Source organism: Pseudomonas sp. QTF5, assembly GCF_000512695.2.
GTDB lineage: Bacteria > Pseudomonadota > Gammaproteobacteria > Pseudomonadales > Pseudomonadaceae > Aquipseudomonas.
In genome coordinates this window covers 24,955-45,802 of record NZ_AZRW02000034.1, presented here as the reverse complement: position 1 = coordinate 45,802, position 20,848 = coordinate 24,955, and the positions used below count along the sequence as shown (strand labels likewise).

The window sequence follows — 20,848 nt, the reverse complement described above, 5'->3', positions numbered from 1 at the left end:
GCGAGCAAGCCCGCTCCCACACTGGGAGCGATCAGCAGTTAATCGAGCAACGAAATCGCCGTTGGCGCATCGTTGCCGACCAGCGCCAGGTCTTCGAATTCGTTGACGGCGTTGATCTCGGTGCCCATGGAAATGTTGGTCACGCGCTCCAGAATGATCTCGACGATCACCGGCACCTTGAACTCCTCAATCAGTTCCTGAGCCTTGCGCAGGGCAGGCTGGATCTGAGCCGGTTCGAACACCCGCAGTGCCTTGCAACCCAGGCCTTCGGCGACAGCCACGTGGTCGACACCGTAACCGTTGAGTTCCGGAGCGTTGAGGTTGTCGAAGGACAGCTGCACGCAGTAGTCCATGTCGAAACCGCGCTGGGCCTGACGGATCAGCCCCAGGTACGAGTTGTTCACGACAACGTGGATGTACGGCAGCTTGAACTGCGCGCCCACCGCCAGTTCTTCGATCATGAACTGGAAGTCATAGTCGCCCGAGAGCGCCACCACTTTGCGGGTCGGATCAGCCTTGACCACGCCCAGTGCTGCCGGAATGGTCCAGCCCAACGGGCCGGCCTGGCCGCAGTTGATCCAGTGACGCGGTTTGTAGACGTGCAGGAACTGCGCGCCGGCAATCTGCGACAGACCGATAGTGCTGACGTAGCAGGTGTCCTTGCCGAATACCTGGTTCATCTCTTCGTAAACGCGTTGCGGCTTGACCGGCACGTTGTCGAAGTGAGTTTTGCGCTGCAGACTGGCTTTGCGTTGCTGGCAGTCTTGCAGCCAGGCGCTGCGGTTTTTCAGCTTGCCGGCGGCTTGCCATTCGCGAGCGACTTCGATGAACACAGTCAGCGCGGCAGCGGCGTCGGACACGATGCCCAGGTCCGGGGTGAACACGCGGCCGATCTGGGTCGGTTCGATGTCGACGTGAATGAACTTGCGGCCTTCGGTGTAAACGTCGACCGAACCGGTGTGGCGGTTAGCCCAACGGTTACCGACGCCCAGCACCAGGTCCGACTTCAACATCGTGGCATTGCCATAACGGTGCGAGGTTTGCAGACCGACCATGCCAACCATCAGCGGGTGATCGTCCGGGATGGTGCCCCAGCCCATCAGGGTCGGGATCACTGGAATACCGGTCAGCTCAGCGAACTCCACCAGCAACTCGCTGGCGTCGGCATTGATGATGCCGCCACCGGCGACCAGCAATGGACGTTCAGCCTGATCGAGCATGACCAGAGCCTTCTCGATTTGCACGCGGTTAGCGGTCGGCTTGGCCAGTGGCAGCGGTTCATAGGCGTCGATGTCGAATTCGATTTCAGCCATCTGCACGTCGAACGGCAGGTCGATCAGCACTGGGCCTGGGCGGCCGGAGCGCATTTCATAGAAGGCTTTCTGGAACGCGTAAGGCACCTGGCCCGGCTCCATAACGGTGGTCGACCACTTGGTGACCGGCTTGACTATGCTGGTGATGTCGACGGCCTGGAAGTCTTCCTTGTGCATCCGGGCCCGCGGTGCCTGACCGGTGATGCACAAGATCGGGATCGAGTCGGCCGAGGCGCTGTAGAGCCCGGTGACCATGTCGGTGCCGGCCGGGCCGGAGGTGCCGATGCAAACGCCGATGTTGCCGGCCTTGGTGCGGGTGTAGCCCTCGGCCATGTGCGAGGCGCCTTCAACGTGGCGAGCGAGGACGTGATCGATGCCACCGACCTTCTGCAAGGCGGAGTACAGCGGGTTGATCGCAGCGCCGGGGATGCCAAAAGCGGTATCAACCCCTTCACGGCGCATCACCAGAACGGCGGCTTCGATTGCTCTCATTTTGCTCATTGTTTTGTGCCTCTTACGTTTTGTAATTGTATACAAGTGGCTTTGCGCAGAGTGTATTCACGGCGGACGGCGCAGGTCAATCCATTTTCTCAAGCAGCTGTTTCATTCGTCGGAAGCCCGAAGGACTGTGGCTTTTCGTCGCATGTGGCGCTTTTCTAGAATTATTGTATACAAAAAAATAATTCATTGTGTTCTATTTGTTGCATTGGATTGCGCAACAGAAAGCAATCCCACGGCTTTCCCAATAACTAAATGAGGACGGCACCATGAGCGCTTTAACCTTGAACGTCGCAGTCAACCTGGCCAATCAGGCCCTCTCCGCAGGCCGCGCAATCTCCGCCGCGCCCTTGACCGTTGCCGTGCTGGACGCCGGTGGGCATTTGATAACGCTGCAACGCGAAGACGGCGCCAGCCTGCTGCGCCCGCAGATCGCCATTGGCAAAGCGTGGGGCGCGATTGCCCTGGGCAAGGGCTCACGCCTGTTGGCCCAGGATGCCCAACAACGCCCGGCTTTCTTCGCCGCACTGAATAGCCTGGGGCAGGGCAGCGTCGTCTCGGTACCGGGCGGCGTGCTGATTCGGGATCAGGACGGGAATGTGTTGGGGGCGGTGGGCATCAGCGGTGATTTGTCTGATGTTGATGAGCAATGTGCGATCACGGCGGTTGAGGCGCAGGGGTTGAGGGCGGATGCTGGGGTGACGGCTTGATTATTTGGTGACTGATCTACCGCTTTCGCGAGCAAGCCCGCTCCCACACTGATCGTCGATGGACACAGTGTGAACACCGCAGATCAACGGTGGGAGCGGGCTTGCTCGCGAAGGCGATGTTCCAGACACATCCAGCTAAAAGTCTGCCCCACTGTCCGGTATTCGCTGATCTAGCCTTTTCATGATTTCATCCATGAAGGGGCAAAGGAATGCCTGAACTGTCAGCATCACATCGCCTGCGCATTGGTCGCTATGCAGAGCAAAACCGCATCTACCTACTGACGGCCAATACCCTTGGGCGGGAGCCTGTTTTCAAGGATTACACTTTGGGCAGGATGGTCGTACATCAATTCAAGCAAGCACAGAACGAGGGTTTTGCCGACTCATTGGCCTGGGCTGTCATGCCCGATCATTTTCATTGACTTGTTCAATTGCAAAAGGGGTCGCTGGGTCAGTTGATGTGTCAGGCGAAATCCTTGAGCACTCGATCAATCAATTCGGCGACTGGACGGACAGGTAGTCTTTGGCAGCAGAGCTTTCATGATCATGCACTGCGGCAAGAGGAGAGTTTGGTGAGAGTGGCCCGGTATGTCGTTGCCAACCCATTACGGGCGGGACTGGTTGAGAAGTTGGGTGACTATCCGTTGTGGGATGCCATTTGGGTTTGATGGGGAATCGAGTTGCCCCATTCGCGAGCAAGCCCGCTTCCACAGTTGATCTCGGTTGCTCACGGATTTTGTGTACGCAGTAGATCCAATAATGTGGGAGCGGGCTTGCTCGCGAAGGCCGCACCGCGGTCTTTCAGTCCAGCTCGCACCCCTTGAGCACCAACCGGATAATCGTCTGCGCCGCCGCTTCATAGTCGGCCTCATCCAGTTTGGCCTTGCCGGTAACCGCAGAGATCTGCCAGTCGAAATCGGCGTAGGTCTGGGTTGCGGCCCAGATGCTGAACATCAGGTGGTTGGGGTCGATCGGGGCTATCTGGCCGCGGTCGATCCAGGTCTGGATGCAGTCGATGTTGTGCCTGGCCTGGCCGTTGAGTTGCTCGACCAGGTCGGGGCTCAGGTGCGGGGCGCCGTGCATGATTTCGCTGGCGAATACCTTGGAGGCGAAAGGCAGGTCACGGGAGATGCGGATTTTCGAGCGAATGTAACCGCTCAGCACTTCGCTGGGCACGCCATCGGCGTTGAACGGCGTCGAGGCCTGCAGGATCGGCTCGATGATGCTTTCCAGGACCTCGCGGTAGAGATTTTCCTTGGATTTGAAGTAGTAGTAGACGTTGGGCTTGGGCAGCCCGGCCTTGGCCGCGATGTCACTGGTTTTGGTCGCAGCGAAGCCCTTGTCGGCAAATTCTTCACTGGCGGCACGCAGGATCAGTTCTTTGTTGCGCTCGCGGATAGTGCTCATAAACCAAGGGGTTCCTTGCCTGTTCTGGCGGTTGCGCATGGTAGCACCGGCCTCGCGCGGCGCTCAAGAATGCCCCGTGTGGCCTCGGGTCGCGCTATGCTGCGCAGCATTCATTCAAGAAGGAAACCTGATTCATGGCAGGAAGCAGTTTGCTGGTGCTGATCGACGACATCGCCACCGTACTGGACGATGTGGCGTTGATGACCAAAATGGCCGCGAAGAAGACCGCCGGTGTGCTTGGCGACGATCTGGCGCTCAACGCCCAGCAGGTTTCCGGCGTGCGTGCCGAGCGGGAAATCCCGGTGGTATGGGCGGTGGCCAAGGGTTCGTTCCTCAACAAATTGATCCTGGTGCCATCGGCCTTGGCCATCAGCGCGTTCATTCCGTGGCTGGTCACGCCGTTGTTGATGGTCGGTGGCGCTTACCTGTGCTTCGAAGGCTTCGAGAAACTCGCCCACAAATTTCTGCACAGCAAAGCTGAAGATCAGGCCGAACACGCAGAGCTGGTCGAGGCCGTGGCCAACCCGGCGGTCGATCTGGTGGCGTTCGAGAAGGACAAGATCAAAGGTGCGATTCGTACCGACTTCATTCTCTCGGCGGAAATCATCGCCATCACCTTGGGCACCGTGGCTGCCGCTTCGCTGACCCAGCAAGTGATCGTGCTTTCGGGCATCGCCATCGTCATGACTATTGGTGTCTACGGCCTGGTGGCCGGCATCGTCAAGCTCGATGACCTCGGTCTATGGCTGACCCAGAAGCCCGGCCAGATGGCCAAAAGCATCGGCGGCGGGATTCTGCGTGCGGCGCCGTACATGATGAAAAGCCTGTCGGTGATCGGCACAGCGGCGATGTTTTTGGTCGGCGGCGGGATTCTGACCCACGGCGTGCCGGTGGTTCATCACTGGATCGAGAGTGTCAGCGCGGGTGCTGGTGGGGCCGGGTTTATCGTACCGACGTTGCTGAATGCGGTGGCCGGGATTGTGGCGGGTGCGGCGGTGTTGGTTGTGGTGATGGCTGTCAGCAAGGTTTGGAAAACGGTGAAGGGCTGAACTTGTGGGAGCGGGCTTGCTCGCGAAAGCGGTGTGTCAGTCAACATTGATATTGGATGTGATGGCCTCTTCGCGAGCAAGCCCGCTCCCACAGTTGATTGGTGGTGTTTGAGACACCGCGCATAAAAAAGGCCATTCGATCTGCATCGAATGGCCTTTTTTGTTTGCCGTCGGAGTTACTCGGCAACCTGCAGCTTGCGTGACTCGGTGTACACGTAACGCACTTTTTCATATTCGAACGGCGTGTTCAGCTGGCCGTAGCGGAAGCTGTTCTGATAGCGCTTGTCGATGACGCGCAGTGCCAAGACTTCCGGGTGGTTGGAGCTGACTTCGGAAACGTTCAGGAAGTTGATCGCCGATTCGGCCGTGTAATCGACCGCCAGGCCTGCGGTGTCACGCAGGTTTGACGGGCCGAGGATCGGCAGCACGAAGTAGGCGCCGCCCGGTACGCCGTAGAAGCCTAGCGTCTGGCCGAAGTCTTCGCTCTGACGCGGTAGCCCCATGGCGGTGGCCGGGTCCCACAGACCAGCGACACCGATGGTGGTGTTGAGCAGCAAGCGCGCGGTGGTTTCCATCGAACGCTGACCCTTGAATTGCAGCAGGCTGTTCATCAGGTTCGGCACATCACCGACGTTGTTGAAGAAGTTGCTGACGCCGGTACGCAGGAGGCCTGGGGTGACGTAGCGATAGCCGTTGACCACGGGCAGAAACACCCATTGGTCGAAACGGTAGTTGAAGTGGTAGACGCGGCGGTTCCATTCTTCCAGTGGGTCGTAGACATTCAGCGCGTTGAGCGTCGAGCGTTCGAACTCGCGCTGATCCAGTCCGGGGTTGAATTTGAGTTTGCTCAGCGGTTCCTTGAAGCCGTCACTATCGACCACCACAGGTGCATTGGCTTTGCTGTTGTCGGCGTTGGCGACGCCTGCACAGAGTAACGCTGCGATCAGCAGGGGGTATTTAGCCACGGAAAAACTCCAGCATGGCGTCGCTGTTGACGCGATAGTTGAGGTTGCCGCAATGGCCGCCCAATGGATAAACAGTCAAACGGTCGCCGAAGGTCCGGCGCAGAAACCCCAGGTCGCCAGGGCCGAGGATCACGTCGTCGGCGTTGTGCATGACGGCGATTTTCGGGCTGTCGTGCAGGTAGTCCTTGAGTGCATACAGGCTGACTTGATCGATCAGTTGCAGCAGGCTGCCGCCGTCGGTGCGGGCGCGCCACATCGGAATGACCTGTTCGGTCAGGTAGCAGTCGAAGTCGCATTGCAGCGCGCGTTTGAGGAACGGCGTGAGGGTGGTGCCTTCGGTGATCGGGTATTTCGGTGGCGTGATCAGGCCGCGGCGGTTGATCAGGTCCGAGGTGAAGGCGATGTCCGCTGCCGAGAAACGGAACGAAGTGCCAATCAGCATGGCCATCTGTTCGTTGCTCAAGTGCTGCTTGGACTGCTGGAAGTCGTAGAGCAGGGCATCGTTGAGGTCGATGTAGCCCTTCTGCTGGAAGTAGCGGGTCAGTTTGTCCAGCACCAGCTCATAGAAGGTGGTGCTGTTGTTGATGCCCTTCACCTCTGTTTGAACCAGCTTGTCCAGGTTGGTGATCGAGGTGTAAAGGTTGACCGGCGGGTTGAGCAGCAAGACTTTCTTGAAATTGAAGCTGCGACGGGTTTCATCCAGGTGCGCCACAAAGGCCGCATCCAGGGCGCCGAGGCTGTAACCGCTCAGGAAATAGTCGGTGACCGGCAGTTTCGGGTTTTGCGCCCGCACAGCCTGCATCACCCGGTACATGTCTTCGGCATCTTCCTTGGTCACGCCGGGGGTGGCGAAACGCGAAGCGGCGGTCATGAAGTCGAAGCTGGTCGGCGACGACAGCTGCACCACGTGATAGCCGGCTTTGTAGTAGAGCTTTTTCAGGTATTCGTTGAGGGTACTGTCATAGCGTGCACCCGTGCCGGAGATCAGGAAGATCAACGGTGCCGCTTGATCTTGTGTGGCGATGCGGTAGGTGAGTTTCTTAACCGGCCAGAAGTTGTCCGGCAGGCTGAACTCACGCTCGGGGCGCAACGTGACGCTGCGGTCCGACTGATTGATGTCGTCGTCCAGCGGCAGTTCCGGGCGTAACTCCGGCGGTGTCGTGGCGATGGTCGCCTCGAACGGGTTGGTCAGGGGGTAGCCGTAACTGGCGGCATCAATGTCGGCCGCCAGTGCGGACGCACTTAAAATCAAGCCGCCAAACAGGGCGGCGCAGCGCAAGGAACGGAGCATGACTAGATCCCTTAGAGGAAGGTGCCGAATGAAGTTCGCAGGCTATGACCACAGGATTTGCGCCAAAGTGCCATGATGAACACTAAACAGGCCAGATTTCGGAGCAACGGTAGCGGGACGATACACTTTGCAGTGATTGGCTGACCAGTTAACTGTTGTTAGCGCTTGCGTAAGGCTGTCGGGGGATTAAGCTGGCCGCCGATTTCGTTTATTGGAGTGCTTCATGTCCCGCCGTCTGCCCGTGATTCTGCTGCTCGTTCTTCTACCATTGTGGCTGGCCGCCAGTTATGGCGCGCGTTATGGCTTCATGGAGGATGCTCAATGGGTCGGCATTTGCGTTGATGAGGCCAGTCGCTGGGAGTGCCAGATGCGTTCGAGTCTGGGCTTGATGATTCACTTCAAGGTGTTGGGCTGGTCGGCACTGGTCGCGGCCATTATCGGTTTCGTGGTTCCGGGCCGGGCAGGGTGGTGGTTGGCGGTATTGGCGCTGGTGTTCGGGTTTCCGGCGTTGGCGTTGTACAACACCACGTTGGCGGTGTTTGCGGTGGTGATTGCTGCTTTGCGGTTGGTCCGGGCTTCTCGTAGCGCTTGATAGTCCGTCATCGCGAGCAGGCTCGCGATGAGGCCGGCAAGGTTGCCGAAGTTTCTTCTGTCTACCTAGCAGTTTTGATAGTAGACAGTCATCTTGATAACTCCGAATCTAACGGTCCAGGCTTTTGGATACAAAACGGAGTAAGCCATGGGTGTCCGGCGTGAGACGTTGCTCTGCCGCTATCAATACGACCCGTTGGATAGGGTTGCGAATTGGGCGCCGCTGAATCAGGAAAGCGTTCAGCGTTATTACCGAAAAAAACGTTTGGCCACAGAGATACAGGGTCAGGTGCAATACTCGGTATTTGAGCACGAGGCGCAGCTATTGGCTCAGCAACAGCGTGAGGCGGGTGAAGTTGACTCCGCTTTACTGGCCACTGACCTGCAACGTTCGGTTTTGCACTCCCTTGCCATCGGTCAGCACCAACGACCTGTTTATTCCCCCTACGGTCATCACTCCCCCGAAAGTGGCTTGCTCAGTCTGCTGGGTTTCAATGGTGAGCGTCGGGATCCGGTCACTGGGCATTACCTGCTCGGGAATGGGTATCGGGCGTTCAATCCGGTGTTGATGCGGTTCAATAGCCCGGACAGTTTGAGCCCGTTTGGGAAGGGGGGGGTGAATGCGTATGCGTATTGCCTGGGGGATCCGGTAAATCGGGTGGATCCGACGGGACATCATTTTGCCGTAGTACTTTTCTCGGGGGTGACTCCACGGGTGTTGGCGCAACGTGTCTATAGTATCGTGGACTCAACCGCGCGCAGGTGGATAGGCGAGACGGTCAATGCTTTTAGCAAGCTTCGCCCGTCCTATCGAGCTGCCAAGGTTGATGAGCTAATTCAGACTACCAATACTGAAAGACTTGCTCGCATTGATGAATACAACAAAATTCGCAGTCATATGACGGATCATCCACCTTTTACCGCGACCAAAAACCATGTCTCGGCCCAGAAGTCTGCGGTTGAAAATTTTGTGGGACCGCGCAACCTGGAAAATCGCCCAACCCAGGATTTCAATCAGTTACTTGAGCGCTCGGCTTTGGCAGATGCAACACTGAAAAGGGTTTATACGGATAATCAGGCGCTTCAACATGCACGAGTTCGAATGGATGAGGCCGTTCAAAAATGGCAGGGTGCCACGGGGTTTGGGGCGGAGGAATTCAAGCGCATTGGTCAGCTAGCGCAAACTGTCCGAAGGACATCCTGATTTTCCTTCGGATGGCCCGGTGCCGGTTTCAGCCCTTGCGAACCCGCAAACACCGCCACAACGCCGCCACCATCATCAACCCACTCACCAGCGCCCACCCCCAAGCCTGCTGGTTCTGCAAACCTTCTTGATACAGCTGCGGCGCAATACCGGCGCCGATGATGAAGGTCAGCAGGGCAATTTCTCGGCGCGGCACGCTCACCGGACGGCACAGATACACCAGCGCCGGCACGATGAACGCCACGCTCGGGAAACTGCGATAACGCGGGTCGAACACCAGTTCCAGCATCGTCACGGCCGCGGCAAAACCGGTCACCGCGACCAGCCATCCAGCCCTGCGCTCAAAGGCGTTGAATGCCTGTGCACGCCAACCAGTGCGAGTGCTCAAGGTCAGCGCAGCATGGGCCAGCACCAATAGATTCAACCCCGTCAGCAACGCCACCCACAACCATTCACTAGCAAATCGCGTGGTGACCCGAGCCAGATCGCCCCAGGCACCAATTGAGCAGGCCGCCAACGCACCGAGCAATGGCAGAACCAACGCCGCGCGGGTGCTGCGAACGCGACCGCCGAGGATCAGCGTACCGATGAAGATCAAGCCTCCCACCACCAACCACTGCGACCAGTACGGCACGTTCGACACCGGACCGGCTAGCACGCCCTTGTCTTGGCGATCGGCGTCGAACAGTCCCCAATACCCCCCGACCGCACCTTCGCTGGCGCGTTTCCACGGTTGGTCGAAAGCCTCGATCAGGTTGTAGTGCCAGCCTTGCTGCTCGGCCATGGCGACAAAACCGCGAATGAACTTGGCTTCATTGACCCGGCTCGGCAGCGCTGTTTCGCGCTGACGGCCTTCGCTCGGCCAACCGGTTTCGCCAATCATCACGTCCTTGGGCGCAAATTTGTTGCCGAACACCTGACGCACTTCGGCCACATGCTGCAGCGCGGCGTCGATGTTCGACGGATCGTCTTCCCAGTACGGCAGCAAATGGATGGTCAGGAAGTCCACCGCCGGAGCGATTTCGGGGTGCTTGAGCCAGAATTCCCAGACGTCGGCGTAGGTCACCGGTTGCTTGACCTGGCTTTTTACTTTGTTAATCAGTATCGCTAACTGTGCGCCGGTGACTTCCTTGCGCAGCAGGGTTTCATTACCTACGATCACCGAGGTCACTACATCGGCGTTGGCATTGGCCGAGGCGATCAGCAGGTCGACTTCCTTGGCGGTGTCCACCGGGTTGCTGTTGACCCAGGCGCCGATCATCAGCTTCAAGCCATGCTTGCGCGCCAGATCGGGCAGGGCCTCGAGGCCGGTCATGGAATAGGTGCGGATGCATTCGAAACGAGTCGCCAGCAGGGCGAGGTCAGCGTCCATGCGCTCGGGGCGCAGTTTGAACGGCACATCGAACGGCGATTGGTCTTTGTCGAACGGGGTGTAGGAGGCGCATTGCAGCTTGTGCGTCGCGCTGACCACGTCCGGCAGGATCACCGGTTTGCCGAGGCCATACCAGAAGCCGCCGAGGGCAAAAAGCCCCAGCAGGCAGGCGAATAAATAGGCAAAAAAAGGAAAGCGGGATGTCACGGGCATGGTCAGGCCGTCTGGGAACAAAGCCGCGCATGTTACCTGCATTTGTCCCGCGCTTGGTGGCCTGCATGATTTTGACATGCAAAGTTTGGGCGGGGTGGCGGATGGATTTGCGACGGTTGCAATTAATGGCCTTCTGATGTCGTTTCTCGATGCCTTGAGGTCGCTGGTAGAGCAGGTCGTCCTGGGCGTCAGGTTGATCATCCAATCGTCAGTACTCCGCTGATGTTTGAACGAGTTTGCAGTGAGGCGTGATGGGGGCGCTGTGCACCATAACAATACGTTGAGCGGCTCGGCATCCGTCGAGCGCAGCACTTTCGGGGAAGTAACGATGAAGATGCGACGACTCTTGGGCGCAGGTGCCGCTTTGGTGCTGGCGATCAGTTCTACGGTGGCCAGCGCTGAAGGCAAGGCAGTGACGATCGGTTATGTAGATGGCTGGTCGGACAGTGTCGCCACGACCAACGTGGCTGCCGAGGTGATCCGGCAGAAACTCGGTTATGACGTGAAGCTGCAAGCGGTTGCCACCGGGATCATGTGGCAGGGCGTGGCCACTGGCAAACTCGACGCCATGCTGTCGGCGTGGCTGCCCGTGACTCACGGTGAATACTGGACCAAGAACAAGGATCAGGTCGTCGATTACGGCCCGAACTTCAAGGATGCGAAAATCGGCCTGATCGTGCCGGAGTACGTCAAAGCCAAGTCTATTGCCGATCTGAAAACCGACGACAGCTTCAAAAATCGCATCGTCGGCATCGACGCCGGTTCAGGCGTGATGCTCAAATCCGAGCAGGCGATCAAGGACTATGGCCTGGACGGCTACACGCTCAAGGCCAGTTCCGGCGCCGGCATGATTGCCGAGCTGACCCGTGCCGAGAAGAAAAACGAATCCATTGCCGTCACCGGTTGGGTGCCGCACTGGATGTTCGCCAAGTGGAAACTGCGCTTCCTGGAAGATCCAAAAGGCGTTTATGGCGCAGCTGAAACCGTGAACAGTATCGGCAGTAAAGAACTGGCAACCAAAGCGCCGGAAGTTGCGAAGTTCCTGAAGAACTTCCAGTGGGCGTCGAAAGACGAAATCGGCGAGGTCATGTTGGCGATTCAGGACGGCGCCAAGCCTGAAGCCGCAGCGAAGGATTGGGTGGCTAAACACCCGGAGCGCGTTGCCGACTGGACCAAATGATTTGACCTGAAGCGTCTAGTCAGTACCTCTAAAGGCCCCTTGGCATAAATGCCAAGGGGCCTTTTGCTTTTTTTTTATGTGGGAGCGGGCTTGCTCGCGAAAGCGGTGTGTCATTCAGCATCGATGTTGGCTGACACTCCGCCTTCGCGAGCAAGCCCGCTCCCACATTGTTTGATGCATGCTGAAAAATGGCGACTCTGTCATGTCGTTCTAATACTAAGGTCGTCTGGAACCTGTCCGGCAGCCGCATAGAGTGGATACCGTTCCAACTAAATCTGTGCTGCGAGGATAAAAACAATGAACGACAGCATTTACCTCTCGATTCAAAACAGCTCGCGTTTCAAAGAGCTGGTCAGCAAGAGAGAACGATTCGCCTGGATTCTTTCAGCGATCATGCTTGGGCTGTACTCCGGATTCATCCTTCTGATTGCCTACGGGCCGCATATTCTGGGCGCGAAAATCAGCCCCGAGTCTTCGATTACCTTGGGCATTCCGATCGGTGTCGGGCTGATTGTCTCGGCCTTTATCCTGACGGGCATCTACGTGCGACGCGCCAACGGCGAATTCGACGACTTGAACAATGCGATTCTCAAGGAGGCTCAGCAATGATCCGGCGTCTAATGGCTCTATTGAGCATCGCAGCGTTCGCACCTGGCGCCTGGGCGGCTGACGCCTTGACCGGTGCAGTGACCAAACAACCCCTGAACGTCGCGGCGATCCTGATGTTTGTGGCGTTCGTCGGCGCGACTTTATATATCACTTACTGGGCTTCCAAGAAAAACAACTCGGCCGCCGACTACTATGCGGCGGGCGGCAAGATCACCGGTTTCCAGAACGGTCTGGCGATTGCCGGTGATTACATGTCCGCGGCGTCCTTCCTGGGTATTTCCGCCCTGGTGTTCACCTCTGGCTACGACGGCCTGATCTACTCGATCGGCTTCCTGGTGGGCTGGCCGATCATTCTGTTCCTGATCGCCGAGCGCCTGCGCAACCTGGGCAAGTACACCTTTGCCGACGTGGCGTCCTATCGGCTGGGGCAGACCCAGATCCGCTCGCTGTCGGCCTGCGGTTCGCTGGTAGTGGTGGCGTTTTACCTGATCGCGCAAATGGTTGGTGCCGGCAAGCTGATTCAGCTGTTGTTCGGTCTGGACTACCACGTTGCGGTGATCCTGGTGGGGATCCTGATGTGCCTGTACGTGCTGTTCGGCGGCATGCTGGCGACCACTTGGGTACAGATCATCAAGGCGGTGTTGTTGCTGTCCGGTGCCTCGTTCATGGCGCTGATGGTGATGAAGCACGTCAACTTCGACTTCAATGCGCTGTTCTCCGAGGCGATCAAGGTTCACCCTAAAGGTGAAGCGATCATGAGCCCGGGCGGCCTGGTGAAAGATCCGGTCTCGGCGTTCTCCCTGGGCCTGGCGTTGATGTTCGGTACCGCTGGCTTGCCACACATTCTGATGCGTTTCTTCACCGTGAGTGACGCTAAAGAAGCGCGTAAAAGCGTGCTGTATGCAACCGGCTTCATTGGCTACTTCTACATTCTGACCTTCATCATCGGCTTCGGCGCGATCCTGCTGGTCAGCACCAACCCGGCCTTCAAAGATGCGGCCGGCGCGCTGTTGGGCGGCAACAACATGGCGGCGGTGCATTTGGCCAACGCGGTGGGTGGCAGTATCTTCCTGGGCTTCATCTCGGCGGTGGCGTTCGCAACCATCCTGGCGGTGGTTGCTGGTCTGACCCTGGCCGGTGCTTCGGCGGTGTCCCATGACCTGTATGCCAGCGTGATCAAGAAGGGCAAGGCCAACGAGAAGGACGAGATCCGCGTCTCGAAAATCACCACCATCGCCCTGGCGGTGCTGGCGATCGGTCTGGGGATTCTGTTCGAGAAACAGAACATCGCGTTCATGGTGGGCCTGGCGTTCTCCATCGCGGCGAGCTGCAACTTCCCGGTGCTGCTGCTTTCGATGTACTGGAAGAAGCTGACGACGCGCGGTGCGATGATCGGCGGCTGGCTGGGTCTGATCAGTGCTGTTGGCTTGATGGTGTTGGGGCCAACCATTTGGGTGCAGATACTGGGTCACGAGAAGGCGATCTTCCCGTATGAATACCCGGCGCTGTTCTCCATGGCCATCGCTTTTGTCGGGATCTGGTTCTTCTCGATCACCGATAAGTCGGCCGAGGGTGTGAACGAACGTGCGCTGTTCTTCCCGCAGTTTGTTCGTTCGCAGACTGGGTTGGGGGCGAGTGGGGCGGTTTCGCACTAAGGCTTCTATATATAGCCGCGTTAAAACGAATGCCCCGGTCGAGAGATTGGGGCATTTTTTATTGGGCGGTTATCGCCCTGTAGGAGCGAGGCTTGCCCGCGAAGGCGGTCTGATAGCCGACCGGGATTTTTGATGGTGTACATATCCGTTTCTGCGGTTATGGCCGCCTACGGTTTCGCTCTTACAGCGAGTCACTTGTGCGCCCAGCATGGGCGCCATCCTAGAGGTGAAAGTCCTCTCTTGAGCTGGCCACAGCGAATGAAGCGAAGCGCAACTGCATGAGGGCGACCGAGTGTGGGAAGGAAGCGTGGAGCATAAACCGCGAGCCGAGGTACACGAATCGCATCTGAGGCGTCACCGGTCAGGGCGAGCAGCCAAGTGTCTGCGAAGCTCTTGTGGCCAAAGTGCCGGGGACGTAAATGCGGCGGTTGTGCGGTGAAGGATGGCGTTCTTACCTGGGGAGATCTCGCCTCATGCCTGAAAGGGCGACGGCGCAAGCCGGAGCGAGAAGTCAGCAGAGGTCGTAGTAGCTGCGTTGCAGCGAAGGGCCGAACGAGAAGGAGTGAGGTTCACCATGGCGATACAACAGGCCTTGCATCAGATGCCCGGGAAATCGGGGCGGGACGGAGCTGCGACGGGTGAAACCCGACGCGAAGCGTCCAGCGATGAAGCTGGTTGTCCGCGCCATGACCTGAACCACATGGGGTCAGGGCTTCTGCAAGAAGCCCTGACAAGAGAGAACCTGCAACTGGCGCTTAAGCGAGTCCGGTCAAACAAAGGTGCTGCGGGCGTCGACGGTCTTGGGATCGACGAGACGGTCGAGCATCTGAGAACGACCTGGCCCGTGATACGGACGCAGTTGCTGGCGGGGACGTACCGGCCAAGCCCGGTGCGTAGAGTTCTGATCCCCAAACCGGAGGGCGGCGAGCGCAAGCTGGGCATCCCGCCGGTGACGGACAGACTGATCCAGCAGGCGCTGTTACAGGTTTTACAGCCTCTGCTGGACCGGGATTCAGTGATCATAGCTATGGTTTTCGTCCCGGTCGCAGCGCTCACCAAGCGGTACTGGCGGCGCAGCACTACATTCACTCGGGGCGGGACATTGTGGTGGACGTCGATCTGGAACAGTTCTTCGATCGCGTTGATCATGACCTTTTGATCGCTCGACTGAGCAGAACAGTTGGACTGGGTACATCCGGGGAAGATTGGTCGGCTGTCAGGTCGCTATCGCAGGCAAGCCAGCTCCCACAAGGCGTATCGCTGCGCTTTTCACCATTCAACAGGCCGAGCGTTAGCTCGCCTGCAGCTTTTGATCTTGATGCACCGCCCCCTCGAGAGGCCGAGAGGAGGTTCTGCGTAGTGGGCAACCCGGCATGGATGCCGGGTTAGCCGCGCACGGCCATGGATGGCCGATCGCGGCGGGCCCACGGAGCAGGACCGGAGCGAGGGCATGCCGAGCCTAGGCGAGGCACCGAACGAAAGGGGCAGAAGCCTTTTGGTTACTTTGGGGCTTTTCCAAAGTGACTCGCTGTAAAAGCGAAACCAATAGAAGCCGTAACCGCAGAAACGGATATGTACACAACCAAAGAGCCGGGAAGGCCCGCAAGGCCCACAAACAAAAACGGCCCCTATCTAGATAGAGGCCGTTCCCGGTACAGCTCAAGACATTATCGCAAGACAGGTCTTATTCGCGGTCTTCCAGCTTGGTGATATCACGCGACTCATAGCCAGTGTACAACTGGCGCGGACGGCCGATCTTGTACGGGCTGGAGAGCATTTCTTTCCAGTGGGAAATCCAGCCGACGGTCCGCGCCAGGGCGAAGATCACGGTGAACATGCTGGTTGGAATACCGATCGCCTTGAGAATGATCCCCGAGTAGAAGTCGACGTTCGGGTACAGCGAGCGTTCGATGAAATACGGGTCAGTCAGTGCGATCTCTTCCAGGCGCATGGCCAGTTCGAGTTGCGGATCGTTGGTGATGCCCAGTTCTTTCAGTACTTCGTCGCAGGTCTGCTTCATGACGGTGGCGCGTGGGTCGCGGTTTTTGTAAACCCGGTGACCGAAGCCCATCAATTTGAACGGATCGTTCTTGTCCTTGGCCTTGGCGATGTACTTGTCGATGTTCGAAACATCGCCAATCTCGTCAAGCATGGTCAGAACGGCTTCGTTCGCACCGCCGTGGGCAGGGCCCCACAGTGCAGCGATACCGGCGGCGATACAGGCGAACGGGTTGGCACCCGACGAACCGGCCAGACGTACGGTAGAAGTCGATGCGTTCTGCTCGTGGTCGGCATGGAGGATGAAGATCCGGTCCATGGCCTTGGCGAGTACCGGGCTGATCGGTTTGATCTCGCACGGGGTGTTGAACATCATGTGCAGGAAGTTTTCCGCGTACGACAGGTCGTTGCGCGGGTACATCATGGGTTGGCCCATGGAGTACTTGTAAACCATTGCGGCCAGGGTCGGCATCTTGGCAACCAGGCGGATCGCGGAGATTTCGCGATGCTGCGGGTTATTGATGTCGAGGGAGTCGTGGTAGAAGGCCGAGAGGGCGCCCACTACGCCGCACATGACGGCCATCGGGTGGGCGTCGCGACGGAAGCCGTTGAAGAAGGTCTTCAACTGCTCGTGAACCATGGTGTGGTTCTTCACGGTGCCGACGAACTGGGCCTTCTGCTCTGCGGTCGGCAATTCGCCGTTGAGCAGCAGGTAGCAGGTTTCCAGGTAGTCCGACTTTTCAGCCAGCTGTTCGATCGGGTAGCCGCGGTGCAGCAGAATGCCGTTGTCGCCGTCGATATAGGTGATCTTCGACTCGCAAGAGGCAGTCGACATGAAACCAGGGTCAAAGGTGAAACGGCCCGTGGCCGTCAGGCCCCGAACGTCGATAACATCGGGACCAACGGTGCCGGTTAAAATGGGCAGCTCGACGGGGGCTGCGCCCTCGATGATCAACTGCGCTTTTTTGTCAGCCATGTGGCCTCCTATTTATGCTTGAAATCATCAGACAGACCCCCCACGCAGGGCCCGCACCACTATAGTGAGATAAATTCGAATGTCAATTTGCCTAAAGTCTTGCTCCAGAAGGCTTTAACCGGACTTTTTCCTCGAAATTGACTGCCATTTACGCCTTTTATCTCTCTTGTGCAATCAGCTATTAGGGGAAGGTGAACGCGTTGTCATTAGTAGCCTAACTGTCTATACTCGGCCACCGACCGCCAGGGGCTTTTGGGCCAGCTTTATTGGGGGTCGCATCCCTGGGTGGTGGTTACCTGACCAGTGCACTCCCCAACAACTTTGCCCTGATTGTTAGGGGCTCTTCAGTGTGAAAAAAAAGCCGTGAAAAGCCAACGACCTGTAAACCTAGACCTAAGGACCATCAAACTCCCCATCACCGGCGTTACGTCGTTCCTTCACCGTGTTTCCGGCATCATCCTCTTCCTGGGCCTTGGCTTCATGCTGTATGCATTGGGCAAGTCTCTGGGTTCCGAGGAAGGTTTTGCCGATGTGAAGGCATGCTTGACCAGCCCGCTGGCCAAGTTCGTAGCATGGGGCCTCCTGTCCGCTCTTCTGTATCACCTGGTAGCCGGTGTGCGCCATTTGATCATGGATATGGGCATCGGTGAGACGCTGGAAGGCGGCCGCCTGGGCTCGAAAATTATCGTCGCCGTATCCGTGGTGTTGATCGTTCTGGCAGGAGTTTGGATATGGTAACCAGCGTTACAAACCTTTCGCGTTCGGGCCTCTATGACTGGATGGCACAGCGTGTGTCTGCGGTTGTTCTCGCGGCTTATTTCATTTTCCTGATCGGATACCTCGTTGCGAACCCCGGCATTGGCTACGCCCAATGGCACGAACTGTTCGCAAGCAACTGGATGCGTATCTTCAGTCTGCTGGCCCTGGTGGCCCTGGGCGCTCACGCCTGGGTCGGCATGTGGACCATCGCGACCGACTACCTGACGCCAATGGCGCTGGGCAAGTCCGCGACTGCAGTACGTTTCCTTTTCCAGGCAGTATGCGGCGTTGCGATGTTCGCTTACTTCGTCTGGGGTGTGCAGATTCTCTGGGGTATCTGATCCATGGCTAACATTCCAACTATTTCTTTCGACGCCATCATTATTGGTGGCGGCGGTGCCGGCATGCGCGCAGCGCTGCAACTGGCACAGGGCGGTCACAAGACTGCCGTGATCACCAAGGTTTTCCCGACTCGTTCGCACACCGTATCGGCCCAGGGCGGCATCACCTGCGCCATCGCGTCTGCCGATCCGAACGATGACTGGCGCTGGCACATGTACGATACCGTCAAGGGTTCCGACTACATCGGTGACCAGGACGCTATCGAATACATGTGTCAGGAAGGCCCGGCCGCGGTCTATGAGCTGGACCACATGGGTATGCCGTTCTCCCGTACCGAACAAGGTCGCATCTATCAGCGTCCATTCGGCGGTCAGTCGAAGGATTACGGTAAAGGTGGCCAGGCTGCCCGTACCTGCGCCGCTTCCGACCGTACCGGTCACGCGCTGCTGCATACCCTTTATCAGGGCAACCTGAAAGCCGGTACCGTGTTCCTGAACGAATACTACGCTGTCGATCTGGTGAAGAACCAGGACGGCGCGTTCGTCGGCGTAATCGCTATCTGTATCGAAACTGGCGAAACCACCTATATCCGCGCCAAGGCTACGGTTCTGGCAACCGGCGGTGCAGGTCGTATCTACGCATCCACCACCAACGCCCTGATCAACACCGGTGACGGCGTCGGCATGGCTCTGCGTGCTGGCGTGCCGGTACAAGACATCGAAATGTGGCAGTTCCACCCGACAGGCATCGCCGGCGCCGGTGTACTGGTCACCGAAGGTTGCCGTGGTGAAGGTGGTTACCTGATCAACAAGCACGGCGAGCGTTTCATGGAGCGTTATGCTCCGAACGCCAAAGACCTTGCCGGTCGTGATGTGGTTGCCCGTTCGATGGTTAAAGAAATCATCGCCGGCAACGGTTGCGGTCCGAATGGCGACCACGTGATGCTCAAACTCGACCACCTGGGCGAGGAAGTGCTGCACAGTCGTCTGCCAGGCATCTGCGAACTGTCGAAGACTTTTGCGCACGTTGACCCGGTTGTTGCTCCGGTTCCGGTTGTTCCGACCTGCCACTATATGATGGGCGGCGTTCCGACCAACATTCATGGCCAGGCGATCACCCAGGACGCCGACGGCGTCGACGCCATCATCCCTGGCCTGTTCGCGGTCGGTGAAGTGGCTTGCGTATCGGTTCACGGTGCCAACCGTCTGGGCGGCAACTCGTTGCTCGACTTGGTGGTCTTCGGCCGTGCGGCGGGTCTGCACCTGGAAAAAGCGCTGACCGACGGTATCGAATACGACGAAGCCACCGACGCCGACATCAATGCGGCCCTGGCGCGTCTGTCCGCTCTGAACGAGCGTACCGAAGGTGAAGACGTCGCTACTCTGCGTCGCGAGCTGCAAAACTGCATGCAGAACTACTTCGGTGTATTCCGTACCGGCGAATACATGCAGAAGGGTATTGCCCAGCTGGCCGATCTGCGCAAGCGCATCGCCAACGTCAAGATCAATGACAAGTCGCAGGCGTTCAACACTGCACGTATCGAAGCTCTTGAGCTGCAAAACCTGCTGGAAGTGGCCGAAGCCACCGCCATCGCCGCAGAAGTGCGCAAAGAGTCCCGCGGTGCTCACGCCCGTGAAGACTTCGAAGACCGTGACGACGAAAACTGGCTGTGCCACACCCTGTACTTCCCGGGTGACAAGCGCGTAACCAAGCGTGCTGTGAACTTCTCGCCGAAGACTGTTCCGACTTTTGAACCTAAGATTCGGACTTATTAAGGGTGGCCGCCATGTTGCAAGTCAGTGTTTATCGTTACAACCCTGATCAGGACGCTGCGCCGTTCATGCAGGAATTCCAGGTTGATACCGGTGGTAAAGACCTGATGGTGCTGGACGTGCTGGCCCTGATCAAAGAGCAGGACGAAGGTTTCTCCTATCGTCGCTCTTGCCGTGAAGGTGTTTGCGGTTCCGACGGCATGAACATCAACGGCAAGAACGGTCTGGCGTGCATCACGCCGCTGTCTGCCGTCGTAAAGCGCAACAAGCTGATCGTTCGTCCGCTGCCAGGTTTGCCGGTTATCCGTGACCTGGTCGTCGATATGAGCATCTTCTACAAGCAATACGAAAAGGTTAAGCCATACCTGCAGAACGACACGCCGGCTCCGGCCATCGAGCGTCTGCAGTCCCCTGAAGAGCGTGAAAAGCTCGATGGTCTGTACGAGTGCATCCTGTGCGCTTGCTGCTCGACTTCGTGCCCGTCCTTCTGGTGGAACCCGGACAAGTTCCTGGGTCCGGCTGCTCTGCTGCAAGCCTATCGCTTCCTGGCAGACAGTCGCGACAACAAAACATCCGAGCGTTTGGCTTCGCTGGATGACCCGTTCAGTGTATTCCGCTGCCGGGGCATCATGAACTGCGTCAACGTTTGTCCGAAAGGCCTGAACCCGACTAAGGCCATCGGTCACATCCGTAACATGCTGCTGCAAAGCGGCGTGTGATTCAGCTGCTGTACCCGTAGGACCGCAATACCCGTAGATGCTACGGCGCAGGCTTCAACCGGCGCCGTAGTTTTAACCTGAGCAGCAGCTTATAAGGCTGCAGCTCTTATTTTGAAGAAATGAGACAAGCAGGGGCATCCGGGCTGGTACCCGGACTATCAGCGTGATCCTAAGTGGCTTGTTTTAGTCGCTGCATTCGGACTTCTGCAAGTTTTCTCGGTGTCG

At 58.0% G+C, this 20,848-nt stretch carries 17 protein-coding genes and 2 pseudogenes; 13 read left to right on the top strand and 6 right to left on the bottom strand.

From position 1 onward, the window contains the following. Nucleotides 1-38: 38 nt before the first annotated feature. Nucleotides 39-1,814: a glyoxylate carboligase gene (gene gcl, locus IC37_RS22185; protein ID WP_030131740.1), complete on the bottom strand. Its 1,776-nt coding sequence runs from the start codon at nt 1,812-1,814 to the stop codon at nt 39-41. 266 nt (nt 1,815-2,080) lie between these two features. Here gcl and IC37_RS22180 point away from each other — a divergent pair, with 266 nt between their 5' ends. Both IC37_RS22180 and IC37_RS22175 read left to right on the top strand, forming a co-directional pair. Beyond that, nucleotides 2,081-2,521 (top strand): heme-binding protein, encoded by a 441-nt coding sequence (locus tag IC37_RS22180; protein WP_030131739.1) that lies wholly within the window; start codon nt 2,081-2,083, stop codon nt 2,519-2,521. A gap of 209 nt (nt 2,522-2,730) precedes the next feature. Next, nucleotides 2,731-3,189 (top strand): annotated as a pseudogene (locus tag IC37_RS22175) (transposase). 133 nt (nt 3,190-3,322) lie between these two features. Here IC37_RS22175 and IC37_RS22170 read toward each other — a convergent pair. Continuing rightward, nucleotides 3,323-3,928 (bottom strand): TetR/AcrR family transcriptional regulator, encoded by a 606-nt coding sequence (locus IC37_RS22170; protein WP_030131738.1) that lies wholly within the window; start codon nt 3,926-3,928, stop codon nt 3,323-3,325. A 134-nt stretch (nt 3,929-4,062) separates the two neighbouring features. Between IC37_RS22170 and IC37_RS22165 the strand changes: the two genes are divergently transcribed. Then, the gene (locus IC37_RS22165; RefSeq protein WP_030131737.1) at nt 4,063-4,977 is read left to right on the top strand and encodes a DUF808 domain-containing protein; all 915 of its coding nucleotides are present in this window, start codon (nt 4,063-4,065) and stop codon (nt 4,975-4,977) included. A gap of 176 nt (nt 4,978-5,153) precedes the next feature. Here the strand turns inward: IC37_RS22165 and IC37_RS22160 are convergent, their stop codons facing one another. Together IC37_RS22160 and IC37_RS22155 are read right to left on the bottom strand one after the other, a co-directional pair. After that, nucleotides 5,154-5,942, bottom strand: a complete 789-nt coding sequence (locus IC37_RS22160) for a VacJ family lipoprotein (protein ID WP_030131736.1) — start codon at nt 5,940-5,942, stop codon at nt 5,154-5,156. Beyond that, nucleotides 5,935-7,233 (bottom strand): serine/threonine protein kinase, encoded by a 1,299-nt coding sequence (locus tag IC37_RS22155; protein WP_030131735.1) that lies wholly within the window; start codon nt 7,231-7,233, stop codon nt 5,935-5,937. The genes IC37_RS22160 and IC37_RS22155 overlap by 8 nt, the downstream gene beginning before the upstream one ends. Before the next feature lie 223 nt (nt 7,234-7,456). On the opposite strand from IC37_RS22155, the gene IC37_RS22150 reads away from it, so the two are divergent. Continuing rightward, nucleotides 7,457-7,825, top strand: coding sequence for a hypothetical protein (locus IC37_RS22150; protein WP_030131734.1), 369 nt, complete (start codon nt 7,457-7,459; stop codon nt 7,823-7,825). Nucleotides 7,826-7,972: 147 nt separating this feature from the next. Next, nucleotides 7,973-9,028, top strand: a complete 1,056-nt coding sequence (locus IC37_RS22145; RefSeq protein ID WP_051414872.1) for an RHS repeat-associated core domain-containing protein — start codon at nt 7,973-7,975, stop codon at nt 9,026-9,028. A 28-nt stretch (nt 9,029-9,056) separates the two neighbouring features. On the opposite strand, the gene IC37_RS22140 is transcribed toward IC37_RS22145, so the two are convergent. Continuing rightward, entirely contained in the window at nt 9,057-10,655 is a 1,599-nt protein-coding gene (locus IC37_RS22140) for a beta-1,6-glucan synthase (protein WP_030131732.1), read from the bottom strand. 286 nt (nt 10,656-10,941) lie between these two features. Between IC37_RS22140 and IC37_RS22130 the strand changes: the two genes are divergently transcribed. The 4 genes and pseudogenes from IC37_RS22130 (at nt 10,942) to IC37_RS22110 (ending at nt 15,446) form a co-directional block, all read left to right on the top strand. Continuing rightward, nucleotides 10,942-11,793, top strand: a complete 852-nt coding sequence (locus IC37_RS22130; RefSeq protein WP_030131731.1) for a glycine betaine ABC transporter substrate-binding protein — start codon at nt 10,942-10,944, stop codon at nt 11,791-11,793. A 297-nt stretch (nt 11,794-12,090) separates the two neighbouring features. After that, nucleotides 12,091-12,402 carry a DUF485 domain-containing protein gene (locus tag IC37_RS22125; RefSeq protein ID WP_030131730.1) on the top strand — a complete coding sequence of 104 codons (312 nt, stop codon included), beginning with the start codon at nt 12,091-12,093 and terminating at the stop codon, nt 12,400-12,402. Continuing rightward, nucleotides 12,399-14,057 (top strand): cation acetate symporter, encoded by a 1,659-nt coding sequence (locus IC37_RS22120; protein ID WP_030131729.1) that lies wholly within the window; start codon nt 12,399-12,401, stop codon nt 14,055-14,057. Before IC37_RS22125 ends, IC37_RS22120 begins: the two co-directional genes overlap by 4 nt. 574 nt (nt 14,058-14,631) lie before the next feature. Beyond that, nucleotides 14,632-15,446: pseudogene (locus tag IC37_RS22110) on the top strand (reverse transcriptase domain-containing protein). Nucleotides 15,447-15,741: 295 nt separating this feature from the next. Here IC37_RS22110 and gltA read toward each other — a convergent pair. Next, on the bottom strand, nt 15,742-17,031 hold the full coding sequence (gene gltA / locus IC37_RS22105; RefSeq protein ID WP_007898998.1) for a citrate synthase: 1,290 nt from the start codon (nt 17,029-17,031) through the stop codon (nt 15,742-15,744). Between the two features lie 363 nt (nt 17,032-17,394). On the opposite strand from gltA, the gene sdhC reads away from it, so the two are divergent. The 4 genes from sdhC to IC37_RS22085 are packed head-to-tail and all read left to right on the top strand — an operon-like array spanning nt 17,395 to nt 20,623. After that, nucleotides 17,395-17,769, top strand: coding sequence for a succinate dehydrogenase, cytochrome b556 subunit (gene sdhC, locus IC37_RS22100; protein WP_030131728.1), 375 nt, complete (start codon nt 17,395-17,397; stop codon nt 17,767-17,769). Continuing rightward, nucleotides 17,763-18,131 carry a succinate dehydrogenase, hydrophobic membrane anchor protein gene (gene sdhD / locus IC37_RS22095; protein ID WP_003446906.1) on the top strand — a complete coding sequence of 123 codons (369 nt, stop codon included), beginning with the start codon at nt 17,763-17,765 and terminating at the stop codon, nt 18,129-18,131. Before sdhC ends, sdhD begins: the two co-directional genes overlap by 7 nt. A gap of 3 nt (nt 18,132-18,134) precedes the next feature. Then, nucleotides 18,135-19,907: a succinate dehydrogenase flavoprotein subunit gene (gene sdhA, locus IC37_RS22090; protein ID WP_030131727.1), complete on the top strand. Its 1,773-nt coding sequence runs from the start codon at nt 18,135-18,137 to the stop codon at nt 19,905-19,907. Between the two features lie 11 nt (nt 19,908-19,918). Next, nucleotides 19,919-20,623, top strand: coding sequence for a succinate dehydrogenase iron-sulfur subunit (locus tag IC37_RS22085; RefSeq protein WP_007898989.1), 705 nt, complete (start codon nt 19,919-19,921; stop codon nt 20,621-20,623). The last annotated feature ends 225 nt before the right edge of the window (nt 20,624-20,848 follow it).

Bases quoted from the DNA above. Each gene is read 5' to 3' on its own strand.
- gcl (WP_030131740.1), bottom strand. From the start codon at position 1,814: ATGAGCAAAATGAGAGCAATCGAAGCCGCCGTTCTGGTGATGCGCCGT.
- IC37_RS22180 (WP_030131739.1), top strand. From the start codon at position 2,081: ATGAGCGCTTTAACCTTGAACGTCGCAGTCAACCTGGCCAATCAGGCC.
- IC37_RS22170 (WP_030131738.1), bottom strand. From the start codon at position 3,928: ATGAGCACTATCCGCGAGCGCAACAAAGAACTGATCCTGCGTGCCGCC.
- IC37_RS22165 (WP_030131737.1), top strand. From the start codon at position 4,063: ATGGCAGGAAGCAGTTTGCTGGTGCTGATCGACGACATCGCCACCGTA.
- IC37_RS22155 (WP_030131735.1), bottom strand. From the start codon at position 7,233: ATGCTCCGTTCCTTGCGCTGCGCCGCCCTGTTTGGCGGCTTGATTTTA.
- IC37_RS22150 (WP_030131734.1), top strand. From the start codon at position 7,457: ATGTCCCGCCGTCTGCCCGTGATTCTGCTGCTCGTTCTTCTACCATTG.
- IC37_RS22145 (WP_051414872.1), top strand. From the start codon at position 7,973: ATGGGTGTCCGGCGTGAGACGTTGCTCTGCCGCTATCAATACGACCCG.
- IC37_RS22140 (WP_030131732.1), bottom strand. From the start codon at position 10,655: ATGCAGGTAACATGCGCGGCTTTGTTCCCAGACGGCCTGACCATGCCC.
- IC37_RS22130 (WP_030131731.1), top strand. From the start codon at position 10,942: ATGAAGATGCGACGACTCTTGGGCGCAGGTGCCGCTTTGGTGCTGGCG.
- IC37_RS22125 (WP_030131730.1), top strand. From the start codon at position 12,091: ATGAACGACAGCATTTACCTCTCGATTCAAAACAGCTCGCGTTTCAAA.
- IC37_RS22120 (WP_030131729.1), top strand. From the start codon at position 12,399: ATGATCCGGCGTCTAATGGCTCTATTGAGCATCGCAGCGTTCGCACCT.
- gltA (WP_007898998.1), bottom strand. From the start codon at position 17,031: ATGGCTGACAAAAAAGCGCAGTTGATCATCGAGGGCGCAGCCCCCGTC.
- sdhD (WP_003446906.1), top strand. From the start codon at position 17,763: ATGGTAACCAGCGTTACAAACCTTTCGCGTTCGGGCCTCTATGACTGG.
- sdhA (WP_030131727.1), top strand. From the start codon at position 18,135: ATGGCTAACATTCCAACTATTTCTTTCGACGCCATCATTATTGGTGGC.
- IC37_RS22085 (WP_007898989.1), top strand. From the start codon at position 19,919: ATGTTGCAAGTCAGTGTTTATCGTTACAACCCTGATCAGGACGCTGCG.